Origin of the sequence: Cytobacillus sp. OWB-43 (genome assembly GCF_034651445.1) — a bacterium.
Classification (GTDB): Bacteria; Bacillota; Bacilli; order Bacillales; family Cytobacillaceae; genus Cytobacillus; species Cytobacillus kochii.
This window is the reverse complement of sequence record NZ_JAYEFF010000002.1, coordinates 423,276-441,686: the sequence shown is the minus strand read 5'-3', so window position 1 is coordinate 441,686 and position 18,411 is coordinate 423,276. Positions and strand designations below refer to the sequence as shown.

Sequence of the window (18,411 nt, the reverse complement as noted above, 5' to 3'; positions counted from 1 at the left end):
GAAAGTGATTTATTTATTATTTAAATATAAAATATTTATAATTTTCTAACATAATAAGGAGATCATTTTGCGCAAAGTATTGCTCGTTTTCATGTTTTTCACTCTCTTCCCATTCACTCATGTCTTAGCAGAAGAACAAGTGTATCGAATAGGAACAGAAAAAGCGTTTCCACCATTTTCTTATCTTAATCAAAACGGGGAGCTACAAGGCTTAAGCATTGCCATCTTAGAAAGGATAGCCGACAAAAATGATGTGAAGTTTGAGTTTATCCCTATGGATGGAAAGCAAGCTGAGGAAGCGTTAAGAAGGGGAGAAATAGATGGTGTTGCCGGGGTCACCTATAGTATAGACAAGGAGAAGTATATGGACTTTTCCACCCCTTATTTTACGATGTCGGATTCATTAGTGATACCTAGACGCTTGAAAGACGAAGTAGAGAATATAGAAGATTTGCGGGATACGCATATAGTATTAAAAGAAGATACGGCTGGATTAAATACATTAATAAACTTGCGAAATAATAACTTTACTGTGACGACTAACCAATACAACGGTTTATTTATGCTTTGGAATGGCCGCGCGGATGTTTTTATTGGCAACAAATGGACCTCATATTTTTTTTTAGATCGGTATGAGTTAGAGAAACAATATGTTGTGTTAGATATCATTTTGGATCCTGCAGATTATGCTGTAGCTGTACAAGAAGGGGACGAGGAATTTCGACAGTTCTTAGATAAAGCCATCATTGATTTAAAGGCAACAGGGGAAATGAACCAGCTGGTTGATTTTTGGACGAAAGGTGAAAATGAAGAGGAAATCACAAGGTTAAAGGATTTCATTACCATTTTATCAATATTTATGGCCATTGGTGGTTTTATTCTTATTCTCATCTATATATGGAATTATCGGTTGAAATTAGCTGTCAATGAACATACGAAAGAACTGACTCTTTTGAATGAGGATTTGCATGACCAACGGCAACGTACCGCTGATAGCAATGCTTTTAAAGATCAAATAATCAATAATATAGATGCTGGCATTATTACTTTTGATTTGAACTTTATGATGACGAGTTGCAATTCAAGGGCACTTGATATTTTAGAGTGGCCCCAACAAGAGGGGATTGAGCATTCACCCATTTTTAAAGAAGTACGAACGCAATTCTATCATGATAGTGCCAATCAATTCGTGCTTCATCGAAACGGTCAACGGAAAATTATCTATTATTCATTGAACGAAATGTATAATTCTTTGGAAAATCAAGCAGGGTATTTGCTTACTATCAGAGATGAAACGGAAAAGGTCCAATTAGAGCAGAAGTTACTCACACAGGAAAAGCTTCATGCGCTTGGACAGTTAGTCGCCGGTGTTGCTCACGAAATAAGAAACCCATTAACATCCATTAAAACATTTATCAATTTAATTCCAAGAAAAATAGCACAAAAAGACTTTCAAGAGATGTTAGTCAAACATTTACCAAAAGAAGTTGACCGGCTAAATCAGATTGTCACCGATCTTATTGATTATGCGAGACCAAGTACCCCACGTATTCAGCCATGTTCTGCATCTGAGTTAACTACTATGCTGACATTCTTACATGTAACGATGAAGGATGAGCACATTGACTTTCAATTAAAAGTACCAGATGGGTTAGTTTTTTATATTGATCCGCAGCAAATTAGACAAGTACTTTTGAACATTTTACTGAATGGGGTGGATGCAGTAAAGAATGTTACTGGGAAGCGTATAGAGTTAGAAATGTATCATCTAGATGGAGAATGCGGAGAAATTTCAATTAAAGATAATGGTGAAGGGATGAGTGTGGAGCAACAACATCATATTTTTGATCCGTTTTATACGACAAAAGCAAAAGGAGTCGGTCTAGGGCTTACACTTTCTTATCATTTAGTACAAGAAAACAATGGGGACATTAGCGTAACAAGTACGAAAGAAGAAGGGACACGGTTCGTCATTACTTTACCTATTTATCGAGAGGAGGATTCGCTCAATGAAGCCAGGTCTACTCGTCATTGATGATGAAGCTGCGATTTGTATGTCAATAAAGTTTGCCTTAGAAGATGATTATCAAGTATATACAACCATAGACCCAAAGGAAGGGATAGAGTGGGTGAAGAGTAAACGAATCGATATCGTCTTATTAGACTTAAGAATGGGGGCTGTTAGCGGTCTAGATATTTTAAAGAAAGTGAGGGAAATACGTTCGGAGCTCACGGCCATTATGATGACAGCTTTTGCTAGCATTGAGACATCGATTGAGGCAATTAAACAAGGTGCCTATTATTATATTGAAAAGCCGATTGATATGGATAAATTATCTGTGTTAATCATGCGCGCACTGCAATATAAACAAGTCTCAAATCGCCTGGAGTCAAAAGATAAACAACTGGAAGCACGTGCGTTTTTAGGGACAAGCAAGGCGATGCAACAAGTATTCTCAATGATTGATCGCATTAAGGACATCGATTCAAGCGTACTTATTACGGGAGAAAGTGGAACAGGCAAAGAATTAGTTGCGAGGGAAATCCATTTTTCGGGTAGAAGGTATCAAGGTCCATTAGAGATTGTCAATTGTGCGGCTATTCCTGATAATTTACTAGAATCAGAGCTGTTTGGTTACGAAAAAGGAGCCTTTACAGGAGCCACTCAATCGAAGGATGGCAAATGTGTTGCAGCTAACGGCGGGACATTATTTCTAGATGAAATGAGTGAATTGCCTTTGTCTCTACAAGCAAAGCTTTTACGAGTCATCCAAGAGCGTGAAGTCACACCACTTGGATCTAATAAGAAAAAGCAACTCGACATCCGTATTATTAGTGCAGCCAACAAAAATATCGCGCAAATGGTCAAAAACGGTGAGTTCCGCGAAGATTTATACTTTCGCTTAAATGTGATTCCTATTCATATGCCACCGCTTAGACAAAGAAAGGAAGATATCCCGCTACTCATCAATCATTTGATTCAAAAATTTAATCAATCAATGAACAAACAAAAAGAGGGTCTGACACCGAAAGCGATGGAAGTGCTTCTCCATTATCCATATGCAGGGAATGTCAGAGAACTTGGCAATATAATCGAGTATGCTGTGGCGTTATCAATGGACCGATTAATCGACGTGTTAGATTTGCCCCATTTCGTCCAAGGTCATGCCGAACATCCGATGAATGAGGATGAAATGATTCAATTACCACTTGGTATCCCGATGAAGGAGGTAGAGAAGCGAGTTATTACTGCTACCCTTAAGCACTATAAAGATCATAGGCAAAAAACCGCTCATTCCTTGCAGATTTCGGAGAGGAGTTTGCGGGATAAGTTGAAGAATTATAAGAAATAAAAGAACCGGCAATATTTTCTGCCTCATACGGAAATAATTGCCGGTTTTCCTTTTGATAAAATTGTAAGCGTATACATAAAACAATATTATGAATTTTGGCACAACATTTGCATTAATAAAACTAAGGAGGATGTTAGTAGGGATGAAGTCATTTTTGTGGGTGGCAATTATTTTTCTGTTAAGCGGTTGTTCGAATACTCATTCCGAGATCCGGTCTTCTTATGATCCATATAAGGCTCCATCAGAAGAACTAGCGGTTGGGAAAAAGTCAATCGTGCTGGCAACAGGTGATGTATCAGGTGTGTATTATCCGCTAGGTACGGGGTTAATGACGATTTTAGAAGAATATAATAAGGCTGCTTTTGGTACAAGAGTGACAAATGCTTCGATTCAAAATGCGAAGCTCGTAAGTAGTAATGAGGTAGAGCTTGGGATATCGATGGCTGATGTATTGTATTCTGATGAACTATCACAAAAACATTTAAATGTATTAACCAATCTCTATCGCAACTATATGCAAATCGTAACATCAGATCCATCCATTGAATCCTTATCTGACTTAAAAGGTAAGCGAGTCAGTTTAGGTGCAGAAGGAAGTGGCACAAGATTTACGGCAGAAAGGCTATTAGACGCAGCAGGGCTTAGTCAAGAGACAATGGACATTTCGTATTTATCCTTTACCCAATCGGCTGCGGGTATGAACAATGGTACCATTGACGTTGCCTTCCTCTCTTCCGGATTACCTAATCCAGTTATCGAACAATTGCTAGAGGAGGAGAATCTTACGTTAGTTAAGGTAGATGAGGAAACAAGTAAGCGCTTAAATCAGCAATACGAGGGTTATGAGTGGCAAGAAATTCCGAGCTATACATATGAGGGAATAACGGAGCCGACACCGACAGTTACAGTACAAAACGTGCTGTATGCGAATGAAGAATTATCTAATGAGCTGGCTTATCACATTTTAAAAGGTATCTATGAGCACTTAGATGAATGGGCCGTCTATCATCCAGCCGTAGCAAATATGACGGTTGAAGAAGCAGCAACTAATATAGCGATTCCGCTTCATCCAGGTGCCAAACAATATATAAACGAAGTAGGGGGAAAGTAAAATGAAAAAAATCATTACGGCATTATCTATTTTTATGTTGCTATGTCTAGCTGCTTGTGGGGCGCCAACACCACAAAAATCCGGTGAACAAGCAAGTTCAGAAGGCGGAGGCTCAGATAGTAAGTCAATTACGGTAGCGGGTAATGGTGGCGTTATTGAACAAACGATAAGAGATGTAATCGCACCGAAATTTGAAGAAGAAACCGGTATTAAAGTGAATTATATCCCAGGATTATCAGGAGAGATTCTTTCTAAAGTAGAGTTACAAAAGAATGCGCCACATATTGATATCGCTTTCTTTGTACCAACTGATGTTTATCGGGCGAATGAAAAAGATTTAACTGAGACATTAAGTGAAGAGAACGTACCGAACTTCTCCAATGTCATTGATGATTTCGTATCTGTTGAGGGTGCGGGGGCACCAGTTTTTGGCTTAGCTATTGCCCCAGCATATAATACGGAATCATTCGAAAAAAATGGTTGGGGACCAATTGAATCTTGGAATGACCTTGTATCCGGAGATTATGAAGGAAAAACCGCATTTGTTGATATCACAAATGACTGGGGATTTAATACATTAAACGCGTTAGCAATAGCAAATGGTGGGAGTACAGATAACGTTAATCCTGGTATAGAAAAAGCGAAGGAATTGGCAGGTTACTCAACCACTTTCTATAAAAACTCAACACAGGTGATGCCAGCGATTCAACAAGGTGCTGCTGACCTATCTGTTTTAGGTTCTTATGTAATTAGTGATTTAGCTGAATCAGGTATACCAATTAAAATGGCGATACCAAAAGAAGGTGTTCCACTACAAGCCTTTAGTGCAACTTTAGTGAAGAACACACCAAAAGAAGAGCAAGCTCTCCAATTTATTGATTATCTTGTGAGTGAGGAAGCACAATCGTTAATTGCAGAGGAAGGGTTCTATCCAATTGCTGAAGGAGTAGAACTACCTGAAAAATATCAAGAATCTATTGGGATAGCAGAGGATGATCCAACATTTAAGCCAGATGTCCCTCAATTCGCGGAAATTAGAGCGGAATGGTCAGATCGTTGGAATAAAGAAGTCGTTCCTGAAATTGGCAAACTACTAGAATAATAGAAGAGGAGGCATAATGAGATGACGACAGCGATAAGCGACGTAGAAATTAAGGGAGCTATAAAAAAATTCGGATCAAATATTGTTCTTAATTCCATCGATTTAGAAGTAAGGCAGGGTGAGCTTCTCACCTTGCTTGGCCCTTCTGGATGCGGAAAATCGACCACTTTAAATTTAATTGCGGGTTTTCTTGAGGCAGACCAAGGAGATGTGTTTATTAAAGGAAAAAAGGTGACAAAGGTGCCTCCATATAAAAGAGATTTGGGTATGGTTTTCCAAACGTATTCTCTTTTTCCACATATGACGGTTTATGACAACTTAAGCTTTGGTTTAAAATTAAGAAAAATTTCCAAGTCAGAACAAAAAAAGAAAATCGATCGTGTTCTTGAACTTGTAAAGTTATCAGGGTTAGAACATCGCTATCCCCGGGAACTTTCAGGCGGACAAAGACAGAGAGTAGCCATCGCCAGAGCGTTGGTTGTTGAACCGGAATTATTATTATTAGATGAGCCATTATCGAACCTTGATGCGAAGTTAAGGCATGAGCTTCGCTTAGAAATCAAAAGGTTACAAAAAGAAATCGGTGTAACGACTATCTTTGTTACCCATGATCAGGAAGAAGCACTATCGCTTTCCGATCGTGTCGTAGTAATGAATGCAGGTAAGATTGAACAAATTAGTACACCGACATCCATCTACAAACATCCAAAAACAGAATTTGTTTTTCAATTTATCGGTAAATCTAACTCATTTGAAGGTATTGTTACATCAACAGATCAAAAGCGGATTATGGTTCAAGCGGGTCAAGAAGTCACATCAGTAAGTTGGGATAATGTGATTGGAGAGAATCGCACGTTCCAAAAAGGGGATGAAGTAAAATTATACATTCGCCCAGAAAACATTCATATTTCTGAGTCACAAGAGGCTGTTGATGGATATGAACTACATCCTGCGAAAATCACACAACTGAATTACTTAGGGACTTCTTGGGAAATAGATGTCGCATTTATGGGGAAATCTCTGCAAATATTAACAAATGAGTACCGTTCATCATGGAAAGAGGGAAGCGAGGTGTTTGTAGGATGGAAGCCGCAAGAGCTCAAAATCATCAGAAAAGAGTAGAACCTAAGGGACAACCGCCGCAACAAGAGAGGCGCGTGAAAAAACGGAAGCCATGGGCACCTGGCTTGTTGTTATTAACACCGATTCTCTTGTTCTTATTCGGATTTTTTGTTGTACCGATGTTATATATTTTGTACTTAAGCTTTATTTCAACTGATAGCTTAAGTGGTGAAGGCGCTAGTTACAGTTTATCAAATTATATCACGCTCTTTACGGATAGCTATTATTTAAACTCTTTATGGATTACGGTTAAGATTAGCTTATTATCTAGTCTGGTTGCGCTCGTATTGGGTTATCCGATCGCTTTAACGATGGCAAAGGCTTCTGCAAAAATGCGCGCACTTATTACACTACTGATTGCTTCACCTCTTTTAGTTAGTATTGTTGTTCGTAACTTTGGCTGGTATTTATTACTTCTACCTAATGGGACCGTTAATACACTATTAATGGATATGGGTCTAATTAGCAAGCCTATGAATCTATTGTTTTCAGAGGTTGGTGTCATTATAGGTCTTTCAAATGCCTATTTACCATTTATGGTACTAGCTATAGTCACAAGCTTATACAATATTGACCCATCATTAGAGAAGGCATCGGCCATCTTAGGTGCAAGTCTATTAAGGAACTTCCTTTCGATTACATTACCACTGAGCTTACCAGGTATTGTCTCTGGTTGCGTTTTAGTCTTTAGCTTATCGATGAGTGCCTACGTAACACCGGCACTTATGGGTGGAGCGAATGTGCCTGTGATGCCAGTTGTTGTATACGACCAAATTAATAATCTCCTGCAATGGACATTTGGATCGGCATTATCATACGTTTTGCTTGGGACAACGCTTCTATCAGTCTTTTTATTTACTCGAGGGTTTGAGAAGAGTAAATTCAAGGAGGTGTTCCGTTAATGAATGCCATTGGGAAATTACGCGGAGCATTGGCTGTTATTGGGATTATCTACATCTTGATACCACTAATCGCTGTCATCCCTGCATCGTTCACAAAAGCAAGCTATCCAAGCTTTCCGCCAGAAGGGTTTTCGTTTCAATGGTATACGAAAATCTTGGAAAGGCCTGAATTTATTGACGCCTTCATGAATAGTTTGCAATTTGCAGTGCTTGCAGCACTATTTGCCGTTATATTCGGCACACTAGGTGCGCTAGCTATTGCCAAGTATGATATTCCCGGAAAGTCAGCGATTACATCCTTTTTAACGGCGCCACTTAGTGTACCTCAGCTTGTATTAGGGATAGCATTATTAATTTACTTCACACCATTAATGCTTGCGGGTACGTCAATAGGATTCCTAATTTCACATATTATCATTTGTATTCCATACGTGATTCGTTTAGTGTTAACTGGCTTAAGCGGTTTTGATTATAATTTAGAAAAAGCGGGGGCAATTTTAGGCGCCAATCCATGGACGGTCTTCTGGAAAATCACGCTCCCATTAATCCGACCTGCAATTATCTCCGGTGGCCTTTTCGCTTTCTTAACCTCCTTTGATAATGTAACGGTCTCACTCTTTATGATCTCTCCTGAAACACGCACTTTACCAATTGAAATATTCTCTACCATGCAAGATGCTTATAATCCAATTGTTGCCTCTGTATCCAGTGTTGTCATATTCATCTCCGTGATTCTCATCGTCATCTTAGAGAAAATCCACGGTGTCGGAAAAGTTTTTGGTGGGGGCCATCATTAATTATTTCTTTAGTCAGGATTAGCGCGCACATTGATATGTGCGTGCTTTTGCTCGTTCATAACAACAATTGCAGGAATAAACAAAGCGTGTCTTGAAAGTTAGACTAATCAATAGTAAGGGTGAATATAAATGAGAAGATTAAAAGAGATTTATAGATATATGTTATTTCGGCTGTTTGGGAGAAAGTCTAGAAAAGTAGGGTTGGCATTATTTGCTCCATTAAAGATATTCCCTGAATATATAGTTGATACGGAAAATGGCCAAGTGACTGGGTTAGTCATGTATGATGAGAAGGTTTACTTGACCGTTGTTGTAGATGTTCTGAACGAAAAAACTTCCGTAAAAGGAAGCCTTAGAAGAATCCATAAATTTACGAAACCTTTTAAAAAGCACAACTATATAGAAATGATTGAAGAAGAAGCTAAATTTTTGCTAGAAGATAAATGCCCAAATGAGTAAATCTCCTCAGGAGGTCTAGAGTAAAGTGGGAGAGTGGAAATAATTGTATAATAAGATAATGGAATATAATCGATAGGAACCTGGAAGGATGGAGGTAATAAGATGAGCATTTAAATAGAATATAGTAACACAGCTTTAATATTGACCTATCAGGTCTTACGACGATTACCTCTTTTAGGAAAACAATCAAAATTCCTTACAATGTGATTGAAGAAGTGCAGACTGGAAGTTTCAAGTTCCCCTTAACAGCAATTAAAAGAACAGGTATTACTACAGTCGGTCATAAAGCAGTGCTTTTCATTATTAATAAGGCTGTTTTCGTATAGATTGTTGCTTTCTTGACCATACTTATAAAGGGTTGATAAATGGGGTTTAAGGAGGCGTTCAAGTATGTGGAAAGATGTATATGAAGAGTTCAGCGAACTAACCAAATCAGAGCAAATGGCTTTATTTAATGCTATGAAACAGGATTTATTTCCAGACGAACCAGATAAGATTAATAAACTACTCAAAAGCATTCGTGAAGCCCGATTTGCTTCTGGTTTAGGGTGCGTTCATTGTGGAAGTACATCTGTAAAAAGAAACGGTAAATATCGTTCAAGACAACGCTATCTGTGTAATGATTGCGGAAAGTCCTTCAACGATATGACGAATACACCATTTTCAGGCTCTCGCTACCCTGAAAAGTGGATAAAATACATTGAACTAATGGTCGAAGGTTACACCCTACCGAAAATCGCTGAACGCTTAAAAATTCATATATCAACTGCATTCTATTGGAGACATAAAATCCTGAACGCATTAGGAAGTCTTGGTTTTAATCAACTGCAAGGTATCGTTGAAAGTGACGAGACCTTCTTTCGAGAGTCTATGAAGGGTCGTGAAATTACCCATAGAAAAGCCAAGAAACGTGGAGAAAAGGACAAGAAAAGAGGGATTTCTAATCTTAAAATAGCAGTTGTCGTGGCACAAGACCGAAATGGTAATATGATTGCTCGGAAAGCAGGAACAGGTCGTGTAAAGGCAGAAGAAATTGATACTGTGATAGGTGAGTATATTCACCCGTCTGCTTTGTTATGTACAGATACAGCAACTAACTACAAGAAATTCGCCAAACTAAAAGGATTACAACACGAAACAGTTAATGAAAGCCAAAAACAACGGGTGAAAAAAGGCATATACCATATTCAACACGTCAATAACTCTCATAATCGTTTGAAAGGTTGGATGGAACGTTTTCAAGGGGTGGCAACCAAATACTTAGATAATTACCTCAACTGGTTTCGTTGGCTTGAAATAGGCAAACAAATAGCATTTGATGAACGAGTCAAACAAATGCTTGTTTCTGCCTGTCGAAAATCAAGTCACACCACAATAGAAATGTTGAGATGTGCTTAACTAATTATTAGACGTATATTTATTGCTTCCAGGGAGTTTTTTGATGTTGTTCCACGCTTCAATCGCTTCCTCACGACTTTTTCCTTGATTATTAGAGTCGGCAAAAAAATCACGAATAAATTGATTGTATTCAAATTGAGGAGCGATTTTTTTCTTGTACAATGGGTTTTTCTTTCGTTCTTCTTCTTTATACCAAGCATCTACAACATCTCGATACGTTTTTCCAATGTTAGTTTTAAAATAGTTTTGGATATAGGTAGAAAAATGAAAATTAGGGATAACTGTCTTGAAAAAGGCTCTTACATTTTGACTACAACGATGGTTTTTCGAAATGACTGTATCAAGACTTAAATCGACCTGTGGTTCTGACTTACTATTCACCTTTGATTTTCTAATTGGCTTTTTTATCTCTCCTGTTCGAAGAAATGTTTCAATTCTATCGGAAATCTCTATTTTTGAACCAGAAGCACTTATTCCATTTTCTCTGCAAAAAGATTGTAATTCTTCCTTTAACCAATAGAAATCTTTAAAACTATCTACACTAATATCTTTTGTTAGATTTGGTCTCATATTCTACACCTCAATATTCACTTATTTCTATTATAGAACAATTGTTCCTGTTAATCAAAAATAATCATAAGCAAAAACAACAAAGTTTACGAAAACAGCCATTAATAAAAAGAAATATTTTATCCTATTAAAACGAAGAACAAGTAGTACTCCTCGTTTTAATACTTTGAATTTGATAGGTGAGTGATTGAAAAAGGTGATCCAAAACAACTAGAGAAAAGCTTCGTGATGCGCTGTGGTCATATGAATAAATAAAAGTACTGTTTATTAAAGTAACAATCTATCAACTTAGAGAATGGGCAATGATAGATCTAAAGGTAGGAGGATGAATTTGAATAGGATTATTAGTATTATACTTGCCATAGTATTTTTTGCTTTTCTCTTTGGATATGAACCTATACAACTTATTTTTGAAGATGTATTTGCATTGATGTACCCATTTTTAATCTTACTAGGCCTTATCACATTAATCATTATCCTAGGGGTGTTTATAAAATAGGTCTGAAGATATTATTCTATCTCTATAATAGTATACGGTGCTTTAATATGTAACAGCTAGGATATAAGTATTCTAGTTAAGGATTGATCCGGATGATTAGGAGTGTGAAACATTTTGATTAATATCCTTATATGAAGAGAATAGAGGAATGGAGCAAAAGACATTCGACTCCCTGAGGGAAATAGAGGGGAATTTGAGACCCCACAGGTATTGCAGAGAAGGCTCAAGCGTTCCCTCCCCGTGGAAAGCGAATGTCTGTAGTGAAATGGAACGGACTTTTTTACAATTGATTTTTTATAGATTACAATTTGTTTTTGTTCGTTTTGAAGTTAGGTCATTTAGTTTTGCTCCACCCTGTTTTTATCCATTCAGTTCGGGTTTTTGTATGGCCGGTTTTATATATTTACATAGTAATTTCCTCGAGATAGGGCCAACGATTAATAACTGTGAAGGAAGGGCAACAATAATATTTAAGGCTAATGTCTTTAGATAAGCGGTAAAAATAGAACCTTCAATCCCTGTTGTTATCAAGGTCAAGATGATTCCGTATGCTGACATGATGGCAACCATTATAGGAACCATACAAAAAGCAAAAACAATAATAAAGTTGAATTCTTTTGATTGGTCATAAGGTAGAGACCTTGCAAGTTTGTGTGCGACTGGCTCAACGAAAGACTCTGCGATAAAAGCAACAATAAAAGTTATTGCAAATTGAATCAATGCACTACCTAAGCTATACGATGAAAAGCCGTGTAAAGCTGAGTTGTAAACGGACATGATTAAAACCATCCCAAAACACATGAATAGGCCAAAAATAAGGCCTTCTTTTTTATTACTAGGCAAATGAAAAACAACCTTTCTTTTAAGAGAATAAATGTAATTATATCGGTTCAAATTTTTCTTCATAAGTGACATATTTGTGAATTTTACTAAGAGATTTCATTTCCTTATATATCTTTTGGGGGTTTTTAAAGGTTATGAAATTAGTTTTGCTAGTTTAAAAATAAAACATATAAGTTTAACTAATAGGGCTCTCGTTAAAACCGTTCTTTTGAGGGCATTTTTCATTTGTCCATAGAAGGAGAGAAAATTGAAGTTGAGAAATTGTTTAATAAATAGCGATGGAAGCTTTCCATTACGAATTTGCTTTTTAACTAAATATTTAAAATTTATAAATAACTACTATATTGAATGTTGAGGAATATGTTATGGTAAAGTTACACAATGAAAAAATATTGCGAAATGAGAGGATGACCATTAAAAAGACTAAATATTGGACAGTTGGAGACTTATCAAAACTAACGGGGCTTACGTTTCGAACTTTACGATATTATGATCAAATTAGTTTATTATCTCCATCTGAATATTCCGAATCTGGACATAGGTTATATGATGAGGAAGACATTTTAATTTTATTTCAAATTCTTACTCTGAAAGATTTGGGGTTATCACTCGAAGAGATTAAATCTACTTTGAAAGATGAAGATTACACACCTAAGAAAGTCATTAACCTTCATATAGAGCGGTTGAAAATTGCGATAAAAAATCAGGAAGGTCTTTTAAAAGAATTACAAAATTTATCTTCTCTTATGCAACTAGAACAACATATAACGTTTGATGATTTAGCCCAGGTCTTAATGATGAAAAAGAATGCAACCCCTACCCAGAGAAGAAGTAAAGCATTAACCTTTAAAGAAATCACATAGTATGATATTTGTTAGGAAGAAGGAGCCCATTTTTCAACATATGTATTATTACTTTGATATTTGCATGGCTTGAATCATAGGTTCAAAAAAGTAAGTAAAAAGCCCGATTACCCTCAAAAAACTGGTAAACGGACTTTTGTTTTATAAAGTGATGGAAAATCATTTCTAATTATGACGATGCGTGTTTTTTCGATTCTTTTGGAAAAATTGTGTAGGAAAAAGAAATTAATCCATCAATAACTAAAATAATTGTCCAAATCCTACTTAAGTTATTTGTTGCTGAATGATCAAAAGGGAACGCAGCGTTACTTGATGCAAACCATTGTTGAAAGAAGTCCCCTATAGAACTAATCGTGGAGAATTGGTTTGATAATCCAAGAAAAAGGGCTAAAAGAATATGCACACCTAAAAATATGAGAAGATGCATAAAAAAGTGTTTTCTTTCTACAGCAGCAAATTCCTTTCCATCCAACTCTTTTACTTGATCTTCTATATTAATTGTTTCGCCTCTCCAGTTTGCTACTTTTTTCTGTATAAATCGATCAAGCTTTCTGAAATCTGATTTCCCATAGGTAAATGCGTATACAATCACAATTAATATAACAACCTGGTAGCTTGTAAATTCACCAGTTCTCATATAATCCATAAAGCCCATTGTGGCAATCCATAGGTCGTTCACTATAAAAATGCCGAAGAAAAGAAAACTGAGCTTATTTAACTTGAACCAATATCTTAAAATGAGAAAAGATAGTATTGAAATCCAGAAAATAACTTCAGCAGCAATAAAAAACTCCCATTTATGGTCTAAAATAAAATCCATTTAGTAAACCCTCCTAATTTTCTGTTAGCATTTCTATCCATTTCATGTCAGCTTCAAGATGCAGTATCTTACCATCAATTAAATAATGAATGGCCTCATTTTCTTCAGAAAATACGTGACTATTTCTTAGTTGTTGTAATTGAAAGATGTTTTTAATGATGAGTTCCTTATGTTGTTTAATCATCTCGCCAAGATTTTTAAATGATAGTTGTTTTGCACAAAGTAATTTAAAGTAAAACTCATCTTGAAGGAGGGAGCTTTCAACCGGTAGCAATAGCCATTTTTGAAGCTCAGCTTTCCCCTTTGGTGTAATGCGATAAATTTTCAGTTCTGACTCTTTTTCTTGTGCTTCTTGTACAAATTCATCTCTAATTAATCGATCAATCGTTGTATATATTTGTCCAGCGTTTAAATCCCACTGTTTATAAACCATAGATTCGAAAGAGACTTTTAAATCATAACGATGGCGAGGAGACTGGGATAAAAGCGTCAATATGGCATGCTTTACTGACATATAAATTCCTCTTTCCTCTTTTTAATAATATGAATGGGTAGTTGTAGAAATGCTACCCATCTAATCTTGTTTAAGTGATTTTGATATCGTTATTTTATTGACTGTATATGAAGGTAATACTGAAGCTGCTATGCTGACAATTAAGCCACAAATGATAGAAATAAGTATTGTCTCTAATGGTACAATAAATTCTATCAGTATATCTTCTGAGGTTTTGGCGTTTAAATAGATTGTGGCAATTCCAAGAGATATGCCAATCAAAATACCGTTTAACCCAATAATAAGCCCTTCACTTATGATGGTTTTATAGATTTGCCATCTTGTAAAAGCAATAGCTCTCATCACGCCAATTTCCCTAACTCGGTCCATTACATTCATTGTTAATGTGTTTAATATACCAATTCCCGTTATGATGATAGCAATCATTAATAATCCACTAAAGAGTGATTTTACGCCTGGAAGGGCACGCTCTTGTTTAGATATTTCTTCATTTAAAGTCTGTACAGAGCTTAAATCAAAAGGAAAAGTGTTAAGAAGTTCATTTTTTACAGAGCTTTCATCTGTATGTTCATCTAAGACTATTAATCCCTTAGAAGGAGACACATTGGGATGCAGTTGGTTGATATTCTCTTCTGAAATAAACGCAGTATAGCCACCATATTGTGTTGTATTAACTTTCCCAACAACTCTTAAGCTGTTTTCTTTTCCATTTTGATAAATAGTCATAGTATCGCCTATTTTTCCGCCCCACTCACGAAACGCATATTCTCCTAGTAAAATGGTATCTTTTTCTTCAAGTGCATCCAATATTTGCTTTTGCTCAGATTCATGAGCGTAAAATAAAGGATTATTACTATACCAATCATTCTTCACTTCTATCATTGTAAATTGGCGATTCTCATCGCCTATGCTCCAAGTGGCTTGGCTTTCGCTATAAGCCATAACATCTTTTACACCATCCATCTGACTAATCTGTTCTAGTTTTTCATTAGAGATCGGAGTCTCGCTGCTAAACTGAATATTACCACCAAAGGAACGGATGACATCTCGGCTTATGTTTTGTTCTAAAGAAGTAAAGATAGATGAAACGAGTAAGCCAAGACAAATAGCAATTGCAAGAATTAATGACATATTTGAAGAACGATTTAATGTAAGTAATGTGCTCTTTCCGGCAATACTTCCCTCGTATCCCAAAAATGAAGTTTTAGAAAAGAGAATCGTCAAAGCCTTCATCATTATAGGATATAGAAGTATAACAGCTACTAAAAGAAAAACGATGGATATGGCATGAGGAATAAACACACCTAATAATACAATACACCCAATGATCGTTCGCTTTTTTTGACCGCTGACCTTTTCAGTAGGTATGGACTTTAAACTACTAATTACATCTACTTTGCTAGCATAAGTAACTGGAATTAAAGATGCGAGCATAGGTATGATAATACCTAATAAAATGGAAAGGGGAAGTGCATACATGAATTGCATTTTGACTTCAATGTTTGTTTGGAAAGAACCGAATAACCCATCTTGGAGCAAGTTTGCTAGCATAAACCCTGCTGGAATGCCAAGAATAAGTCCAATAATTACGAGATATAAGACTTCCATAAGAAATAGGATTTTGACTTGATTAGGTGTATAGCCGACAGTCTTCATGATGGCTATTTCATTCTTTCGTTCCGATACACTAACATAAAGGGTGTTGTATAAAATGAAAGCCCCAATAAGCATGGCGAGTCCACCAATGGCATAAAGCATGAAATACAACTCTTCTAATTGATTGGTTTGTCTTTCATCTAAAACGACCTTTTGAAATATGAGTTCTTCATTTTGTAAGCTGTCCTTTATTGCTGTTATACTGCTTATTTGTTCCACATTCTCTTTAAACTTTATTCTTATTTCACCAATTTGGTTTGGTGCATTATACAATTCTTGAATATTATCTAAAGTTGTAAGAGCTCGCCAATTCTTATTACTTGCCTCATTCCAGCTTGCTGGACCTTCCAACAAAGCTGTATCAGCTACAATTGCTGATATGGCTACATCTTTATTACCTTTAGGAAGTTGTATATTCAATATTTCTCCTGCGCGTAGATTCCACAATTCGGCGGTAGTCTCTGATATAATAATGCCCTTTTGATCAAGGTTACCAGCAATGACATCTAATGATAATAACTCGTTATCAAAGGAAGAAAGCCCGGTTAATCTCAGATTGCTTTCAGCGGAATGATGTGCACTATCTAAATTAATTTTTGTTTGTCTATGGACTAGCCCTGTTATGCTACTAATATCTGAGTTTGTTTCAACTTCATCCAATATTTCTTCTGAAAAAGTATTGGATGTTGAATGGATAGTATAATCAGCGTTCCCTGTGAACTCCTTTAGTTGCTCCGTTGTAAGATATTTTGCCGTTTCGACAGTGCTGATAACTGCGAACATCGTGGTAATCCCAATGAGAATGGCCAATAAAGTAAAGAAGGAACGTGATTTTTTACGAATTAAGTTTCGTAATGATGCTAGCCATAGCATTTTGATCCCCGCCTTCTGCTTGCTTAATATCCGATTCAATCATTCCGTCTTTTAACAAAATAATACGATTCGCAAAGCTTGCTGCATACATATCATGAGTAACCATGATAATCGTGAGTTTCTGGTCTTGGTGAAGAGAAGAGAGTAGTCTTAATATTTCTGTTCCCATTTTTCTGTCAAGATTGCCAGTCGGTTCGTCTGCGAGTACTAATTTTGGTTCCATTGATAATGCTCTTGCTATAGAAACACGTTGTTGTTGACCACCACTTAATTGCGAAGGATAATTTTTTTCTTTGCCTTCCAGTTTTGTGGATTGGATGAGATTAGTAACAGTTGTTTGAATACTTGCTTTTGGCAAACGATCGGCGTGCATAGGAAAAGCAATATTTTCTTCAACTGTCATGTTAGGAAGAAGCTGATAATTCTGAAATACAAATCCAATATTCTTTCTGCGGAAAAGTGTTCTTTCCTTTTCTGACATGTCTTGAAGTTTTGCATGATTAACTTGGATGTTTCCAATATCCGCTTGGTCAAGGCCACCAAGAAGGTTCAATAGCGTACTTTTTCCAGAACCTGAGGGTCCCATAATTGCAATAAATTCCCCTTCATTTATTGTTAAATCAATGCCCTTTAATACTTCGTATGATTCCTTTCCAATTTCATAAGTTTTCTTTATACCTTCTATTTGAATCATATAAAGCCTCCTATTCAGTATATACTCAGTATATATATTGTATACTCAGTATATACCACTAATATATACTGAGTATACACTAAATGCCAATTTTTAATAAAAATAGTTCAATCTCCCTGTTAAAACATTTCACTAAAAGAATGAATCATACTTATAAAAGAAGGGGGAGACAGGCTGTGATGTACAAAGCGACAATATATAACTGGAAAGAGTGTAAGTATTTAAAAATAATGAATCGGTAGGATAGTTTCTTAAACAAACATCCTTTGAAATGATGGTATGAATTAATTTAGGGTCAGTATAAAAACCAACACCTAAATGTTTTAGTATGGATTCCTTTTGTGTCCAGCAGTGGATGAAAGCTCGTTCGCCATCTGATTCTATTTTCTTCAACTGGTCCAATTCTGTATTGGTCATGAATAGCTTAGCAGTATCATTCATATCTAGTTGGTAAGGTTTGAGTTCCTCGATATCAATTCCAACTGAATGGCTTAAACTAATTGCAATACAGGCCCAATTATTTGAGTGGCTTATATTAAAAGTATAAGGATGTTTATGCTTGTTAGATATGTACGGTTTGCCGTATTTAGAGTATTGGATATGGATTGAAGCAGGAGGAGTATGCAAATAATACCCGAGCAGATTTCTAAGTGCATATCTACAGGTTAAATAGCGATGTCTTTCCGTCTTATGTATAAATTGATTGGCTTTAGTGATTTCGACTGCTGAAAGTATACTGTATTGTTCCGTGTATGTTTTACTCAGGTCAATTAACCATATGGCACATTCCCCGTCGATGATGTGATGCATCTTCTCTTTAAAAACAACCATTTTC

General features: G+C 36.3%; 17 protein-coding genes. 10 read left to right on the top strand and 7 right to left on the bottom strand.

The window, feature by feature from the left end:
* The first annotated feature begins 67 nt into the window (after positions 1-67).
* The 9 genes from U9M49_RS11930 (at position 68) to U9M49_RS11890 (ending at position 10,244) form a co-directional block, all read left to right on the top strand.
* The gene (locus tag U9M49_RS11930) at positions 68-2,035 is read left to right on the top strand and encodes a transporter substrate-binding domain-containing protein (RefSeq protein WP_322909865.1); all 1,968 of its coding nucleotides are present in this window, start codon (positions 68-70) and stop codon (positions 2,033-2,035) included.
* The gene (locus U9M49_RS11925; RefSeq protein ID WP_095371493.1) at positions 2,010-3,353 is read left to right on the top strand and encodes a sigma-54-dependent transcriptional regulator; all 1,344 of its coding nucleotides are present in this window, start codon (positions 2,010-2,012) and stop codon (positions 3,351-3,353) included. The genes U9M49_RS11930 and U9M49_RS11925 overlap by 26 nt, the downstream gene beginning before the upstream one ends.
* Before the next feature lie 142 nt (positions 3,354-3,495).
* The gene (locus U9M49_RS11920) at positions 3,496-4,464 is read left to right on the top strand and encodes a TAXI family TRAP transporter solute-binding subunit (RefSeq protein ID WP_157733854.1); all 969 of its coding nucleotides are present in this window, start codon (positions 3,496-3,498) and stop codon (positions 4,462-4,464) included.
* 1 nt (position 4,465) lies between these two features.
* Positions 4,466-5,566, top strand: coding sequence for an ABC transporter substrate-binding protein (locus tag U9M49_RS11915; protein ID WP_095371495.1), 1,101 nt, complete (start codon positions 4,466-4,468; stop codon positions 5,564-5,566).
* A gap of 21 nt (positions 5,567-5,587) precedes the next feature.
* Positions 5,588-6,688 carry an ABC transporter ATP-binding protein gene (locus tag U9M49_RS11910; RefSeq protein ID WP_095371496.1) on the top strand — a complete coding sequence of 367 codons (1,101 nt, stop codon included), beginning with the start codon at positions 5,588-5,590 and terminating at the stop codon, positions 6,686-6,688.
* Positions 6,649-7,590, top strand: a complete 942-nt coding sequence (locus U9M49_RS11905; RefSeq protein WP_322909864.1) for an ABC transporter permease — start codon at positions 6,649-6,651, stop codon at positions 7,588-7,590. Before U9M49_RS11910 ends, U9M49_RS11905 begins: the two co-directional genes overlap by 40 nt.
* On the top strand, positions 7,590-8,387 hold the full coding sequence (locus U9M49_RS11900; RefSeq protein WP_095371498.1) for an ABC transporter permease: 798 nt from the start codon (positions 7,590-7,592) through the stop codon (positions 8,385-8,387). Before U9M49_RS11905 ends, U9M49_RS11900 begins: the two co-directional genes overlap by 1 nt.
* Before the next feature lie 129 nt (positions 8,388-8,516).
* The gene (locus U9M49_RS11895) at positions 8,517-8,846 is read left to right on the top strand and encodes a hypothetical protein (RefSeq protein WP_322909863.1); all 330 of its coding nucleotides are present in this window, start codon (positions 8,517-8,519) and stop codon (positions 8,844-8,846) included.
* Positions 8,847-9,236: 390 nt separating this feature from the next.
* On the top strand, positions 9,237-10,244 hold the full coding sequence (locus tag U9M49_RS11890; protein ID WP_322909862.1) for an IS1595 family transposase: 1,008 nt from the start codon (positions 9,237-9,239) through the stop codon (positions 10,242-10,244).
* Here the strand turns inward: U9M49_RS11890 and U9M49_RS11885 are convergent, their stop codons facing one another.
* Both U9M49_RS11885 and U9M49_RS11880 read right to left on the bottom strand, forming a co-directional pair.
* On the bottom strand, positions 10,245-10,814 hold the full coding sequence (locus U9M49_RS11885; protein ID WP_224939361.1) for a DUF6434 domain-containing protein: 570 nt from the start codon (positions 10,812-10,814) through the stop codon (positions 10,245-10,247).
* 859 nt (positions 10,815-11,673) lie between these two features.
* Entirely contained in the window at positions 11,674-12,114 is a 441-nt protein-coding gene (locus U9M49_RS11880) for a DUF2798 domain-containing protein (RefSeq protein ID WP_307316600.1), read from the bottom strand.
* Positions 12,115-12,521: 407 nt separating this feature from the next.
* Here U9M49_RS11880 and U9M49_RS11875 point away from each other — a divergent pair, with 407 nt between their 5' ends.
* The gene (locus U9M49_RS11875) at positions 12,522-13,019 is read left to right on the top strand and encodes a MerR family transcriptional regulator (RefSeq protein WP_233435182.1); all 498 of its coding nucleotides are present in this window, start codon (positions 12,522-12,524) and stop codon (positions 13,017-13,019) included.
* A 169-nt stretch (positions 13,020-13,188) separates the two neighbouring features.
* On the opposite strand, the gene U9M49_RS11870 is transcribed toward U9M49_RS11875, so the two are convergent.
* The 5 genes from U9M49_RS11870 to U9M49_RS11850 form a co-directional block, all read right to left on the bottom strand.
* Complete coding sequence (locus U9M49_RS11870; RefSeq protein ID WP_095371501.1) at positions 13,189-13,839, bottom strand: hypothetical protein; 651 nt, start codon at positions 13,837-13,839, stop codon at positions 13,189-13,191.
* Between the two features lie 13 nt (positions 13,840-13,852).
* A complete protein-coding gene (locus tag U9M49_RS11865; protein ID WP_095371502.1) occupies positions 13,853-14,353 on the bottom strand; it encodes a PadR family transcriptional regulator in 501 nt (166 codons plus the stop codon).
* 60 nt (positions 14,354-14,413) lie between these two features.
* Positions 14,414-16,882 carry an ABC transporter permease gene (locus tag U9M49_RS11860; RefSeq protein WP_322909861.1) on the bottom strand — a complete coding sequence of 823 codons (2,469 nt, stop codon included), beginning with the start codon at positions 16,880-16,882 and terminating at the stop codon, positions 14,414-14,416.
* Positions 16,845-17,576, bottom strand: coding sequence for an ABC transporter ATP-binding protein (locus U9M49_RS11855; RefSeq protein WP_095371504.1), 732 nt, complete (start codon positions 17,574-17,576; stop codon positions 16,845-16,847). Before U9M49_RS11855 ends, U9M49_RS11860 begins: the two co-directional genes overlap by 38 nt.
* Before the next feature lie 132 nt (positions 17,577-17,708).
* Complete coding sequence (locus tag U9M49_RS11850) at positions 17,709-18,407, bottom strand: 4'-phosphopantetheinyl transferase family protein (RefSeq protein ID WP_307316496.1); 699 nt, start codon at positions 18,405-18,407, stop codon at positions 17,709-17,711.
* Between the last annotated feature and the right edge of the window lie 4 nt (positions 18,408-18,411).

Coding starts and splice junctions, on each gene's coding strand:
- U9M49_RS11925 (WP_095371493.1), top strand. CDS start 2,010: ATGAAGCCAGGTCTACTCGTCATTGATGATGAAGCTGCGATTTGTATG.
- U9M49_RS11920 (WP_157733854.1), top strand. CDS start 3,496: ATGAAGTCATTTTTGTGGGTGGCAATTATTTTTCTGTTAAGCGGTTGT.
- U9M49_RS11915 (WP_095371495.1), top strand. CDS start 4,466: ATGAAAAAAATCATTACGGCATTATCTATTTTTATGTTGCTATGTCTA.
- U9M49_RS11910 (WP_095371496.1), top strand. CDS start 5,588: ATGACGACAGCGATAAGCGACGTAGAAATTAAGGGAGCTATAAAAAAA.
- U9M49_RS11905 (WP_322909864.1), top strand. CDS start 6,649: ATGGAAGCCGCAAGAGCTCAAAATCATCAGAAAAGAGTAGAACCTAAG.
- U9M49_RS11900 (WP_095371498.1), top strand. CDS start 7,590: ATGAATGCCATTGGGAAATTACGCGGAGCATTGGCTGTTATTGGGATT.
- U9M49_RS11895 (WP_322909863.1), top strand. CDS start 8,517: ATGAGAAGATTAAAAGAGATTTATAGATATATGTTATTTCGGCTGTTT.
- U9M49_RS11890 (WP_322909862.1), top strand. CDS start 9,237: ATGTGGAAAGATGTATATGAAGAGTTCAGCGAACTAACCAAATCAGAG.
- U9M49_RS11885 (WP_224939361.1), bottom strand. CDS start 10,814: ATGAGACCAAATCTAACAAAAGATATTAGTGTAGATAGTTTTAAAGAT.
- U9M49_RS11880 (WP_307316600.1), bottom strand. CDS start 12,114: ATGTGTTTTGGGATGGTTTTAATCATGTCCGTTTACAACTCAGCTTTA.
- U9M49_RS11875 (WP_233435182.1), top strand. CDS start 12,522: ATGGTAAAGTTACACAATGAAAAAATATTGCGAAATGAGAGGATGACC.
- U9M49_RS11870 (WP_095371501.1), bottom strand. CDS start 13,839: ATGGATTTTATTTTAGACCATAAATGGGAGTTTTTTATTGCTGCTGAA.
- U9M49_RS11865 (WP_095371502.1), bottom strand. CDS start 14,353: ATGTCAGTAAAGCATGCCATATTGACGCTTTTATCCCAGTCTCCTCGC.
- U9M49_RS11860 (WP_322909861.1), bottom strand. CDS start 16,882: ATGCTATGGCTAGCATCATTACGAAACTTAATTCGTAAAAAATCACGT.
- U9M49_RS11855 (WP_095371504.1), bottom strand. CDS start 17,576: ATGATTCAAATAGAAGGTATAAAGAAAACTTATGAAATTGGAAAGGAA.
- U9M49_RS11850 (WP_307316496.1), bottom strand. CDS start 18,407: ATGGTTGTTTTTAAAGAGAAGATGCATCACATCATCGACGGGGAATGT.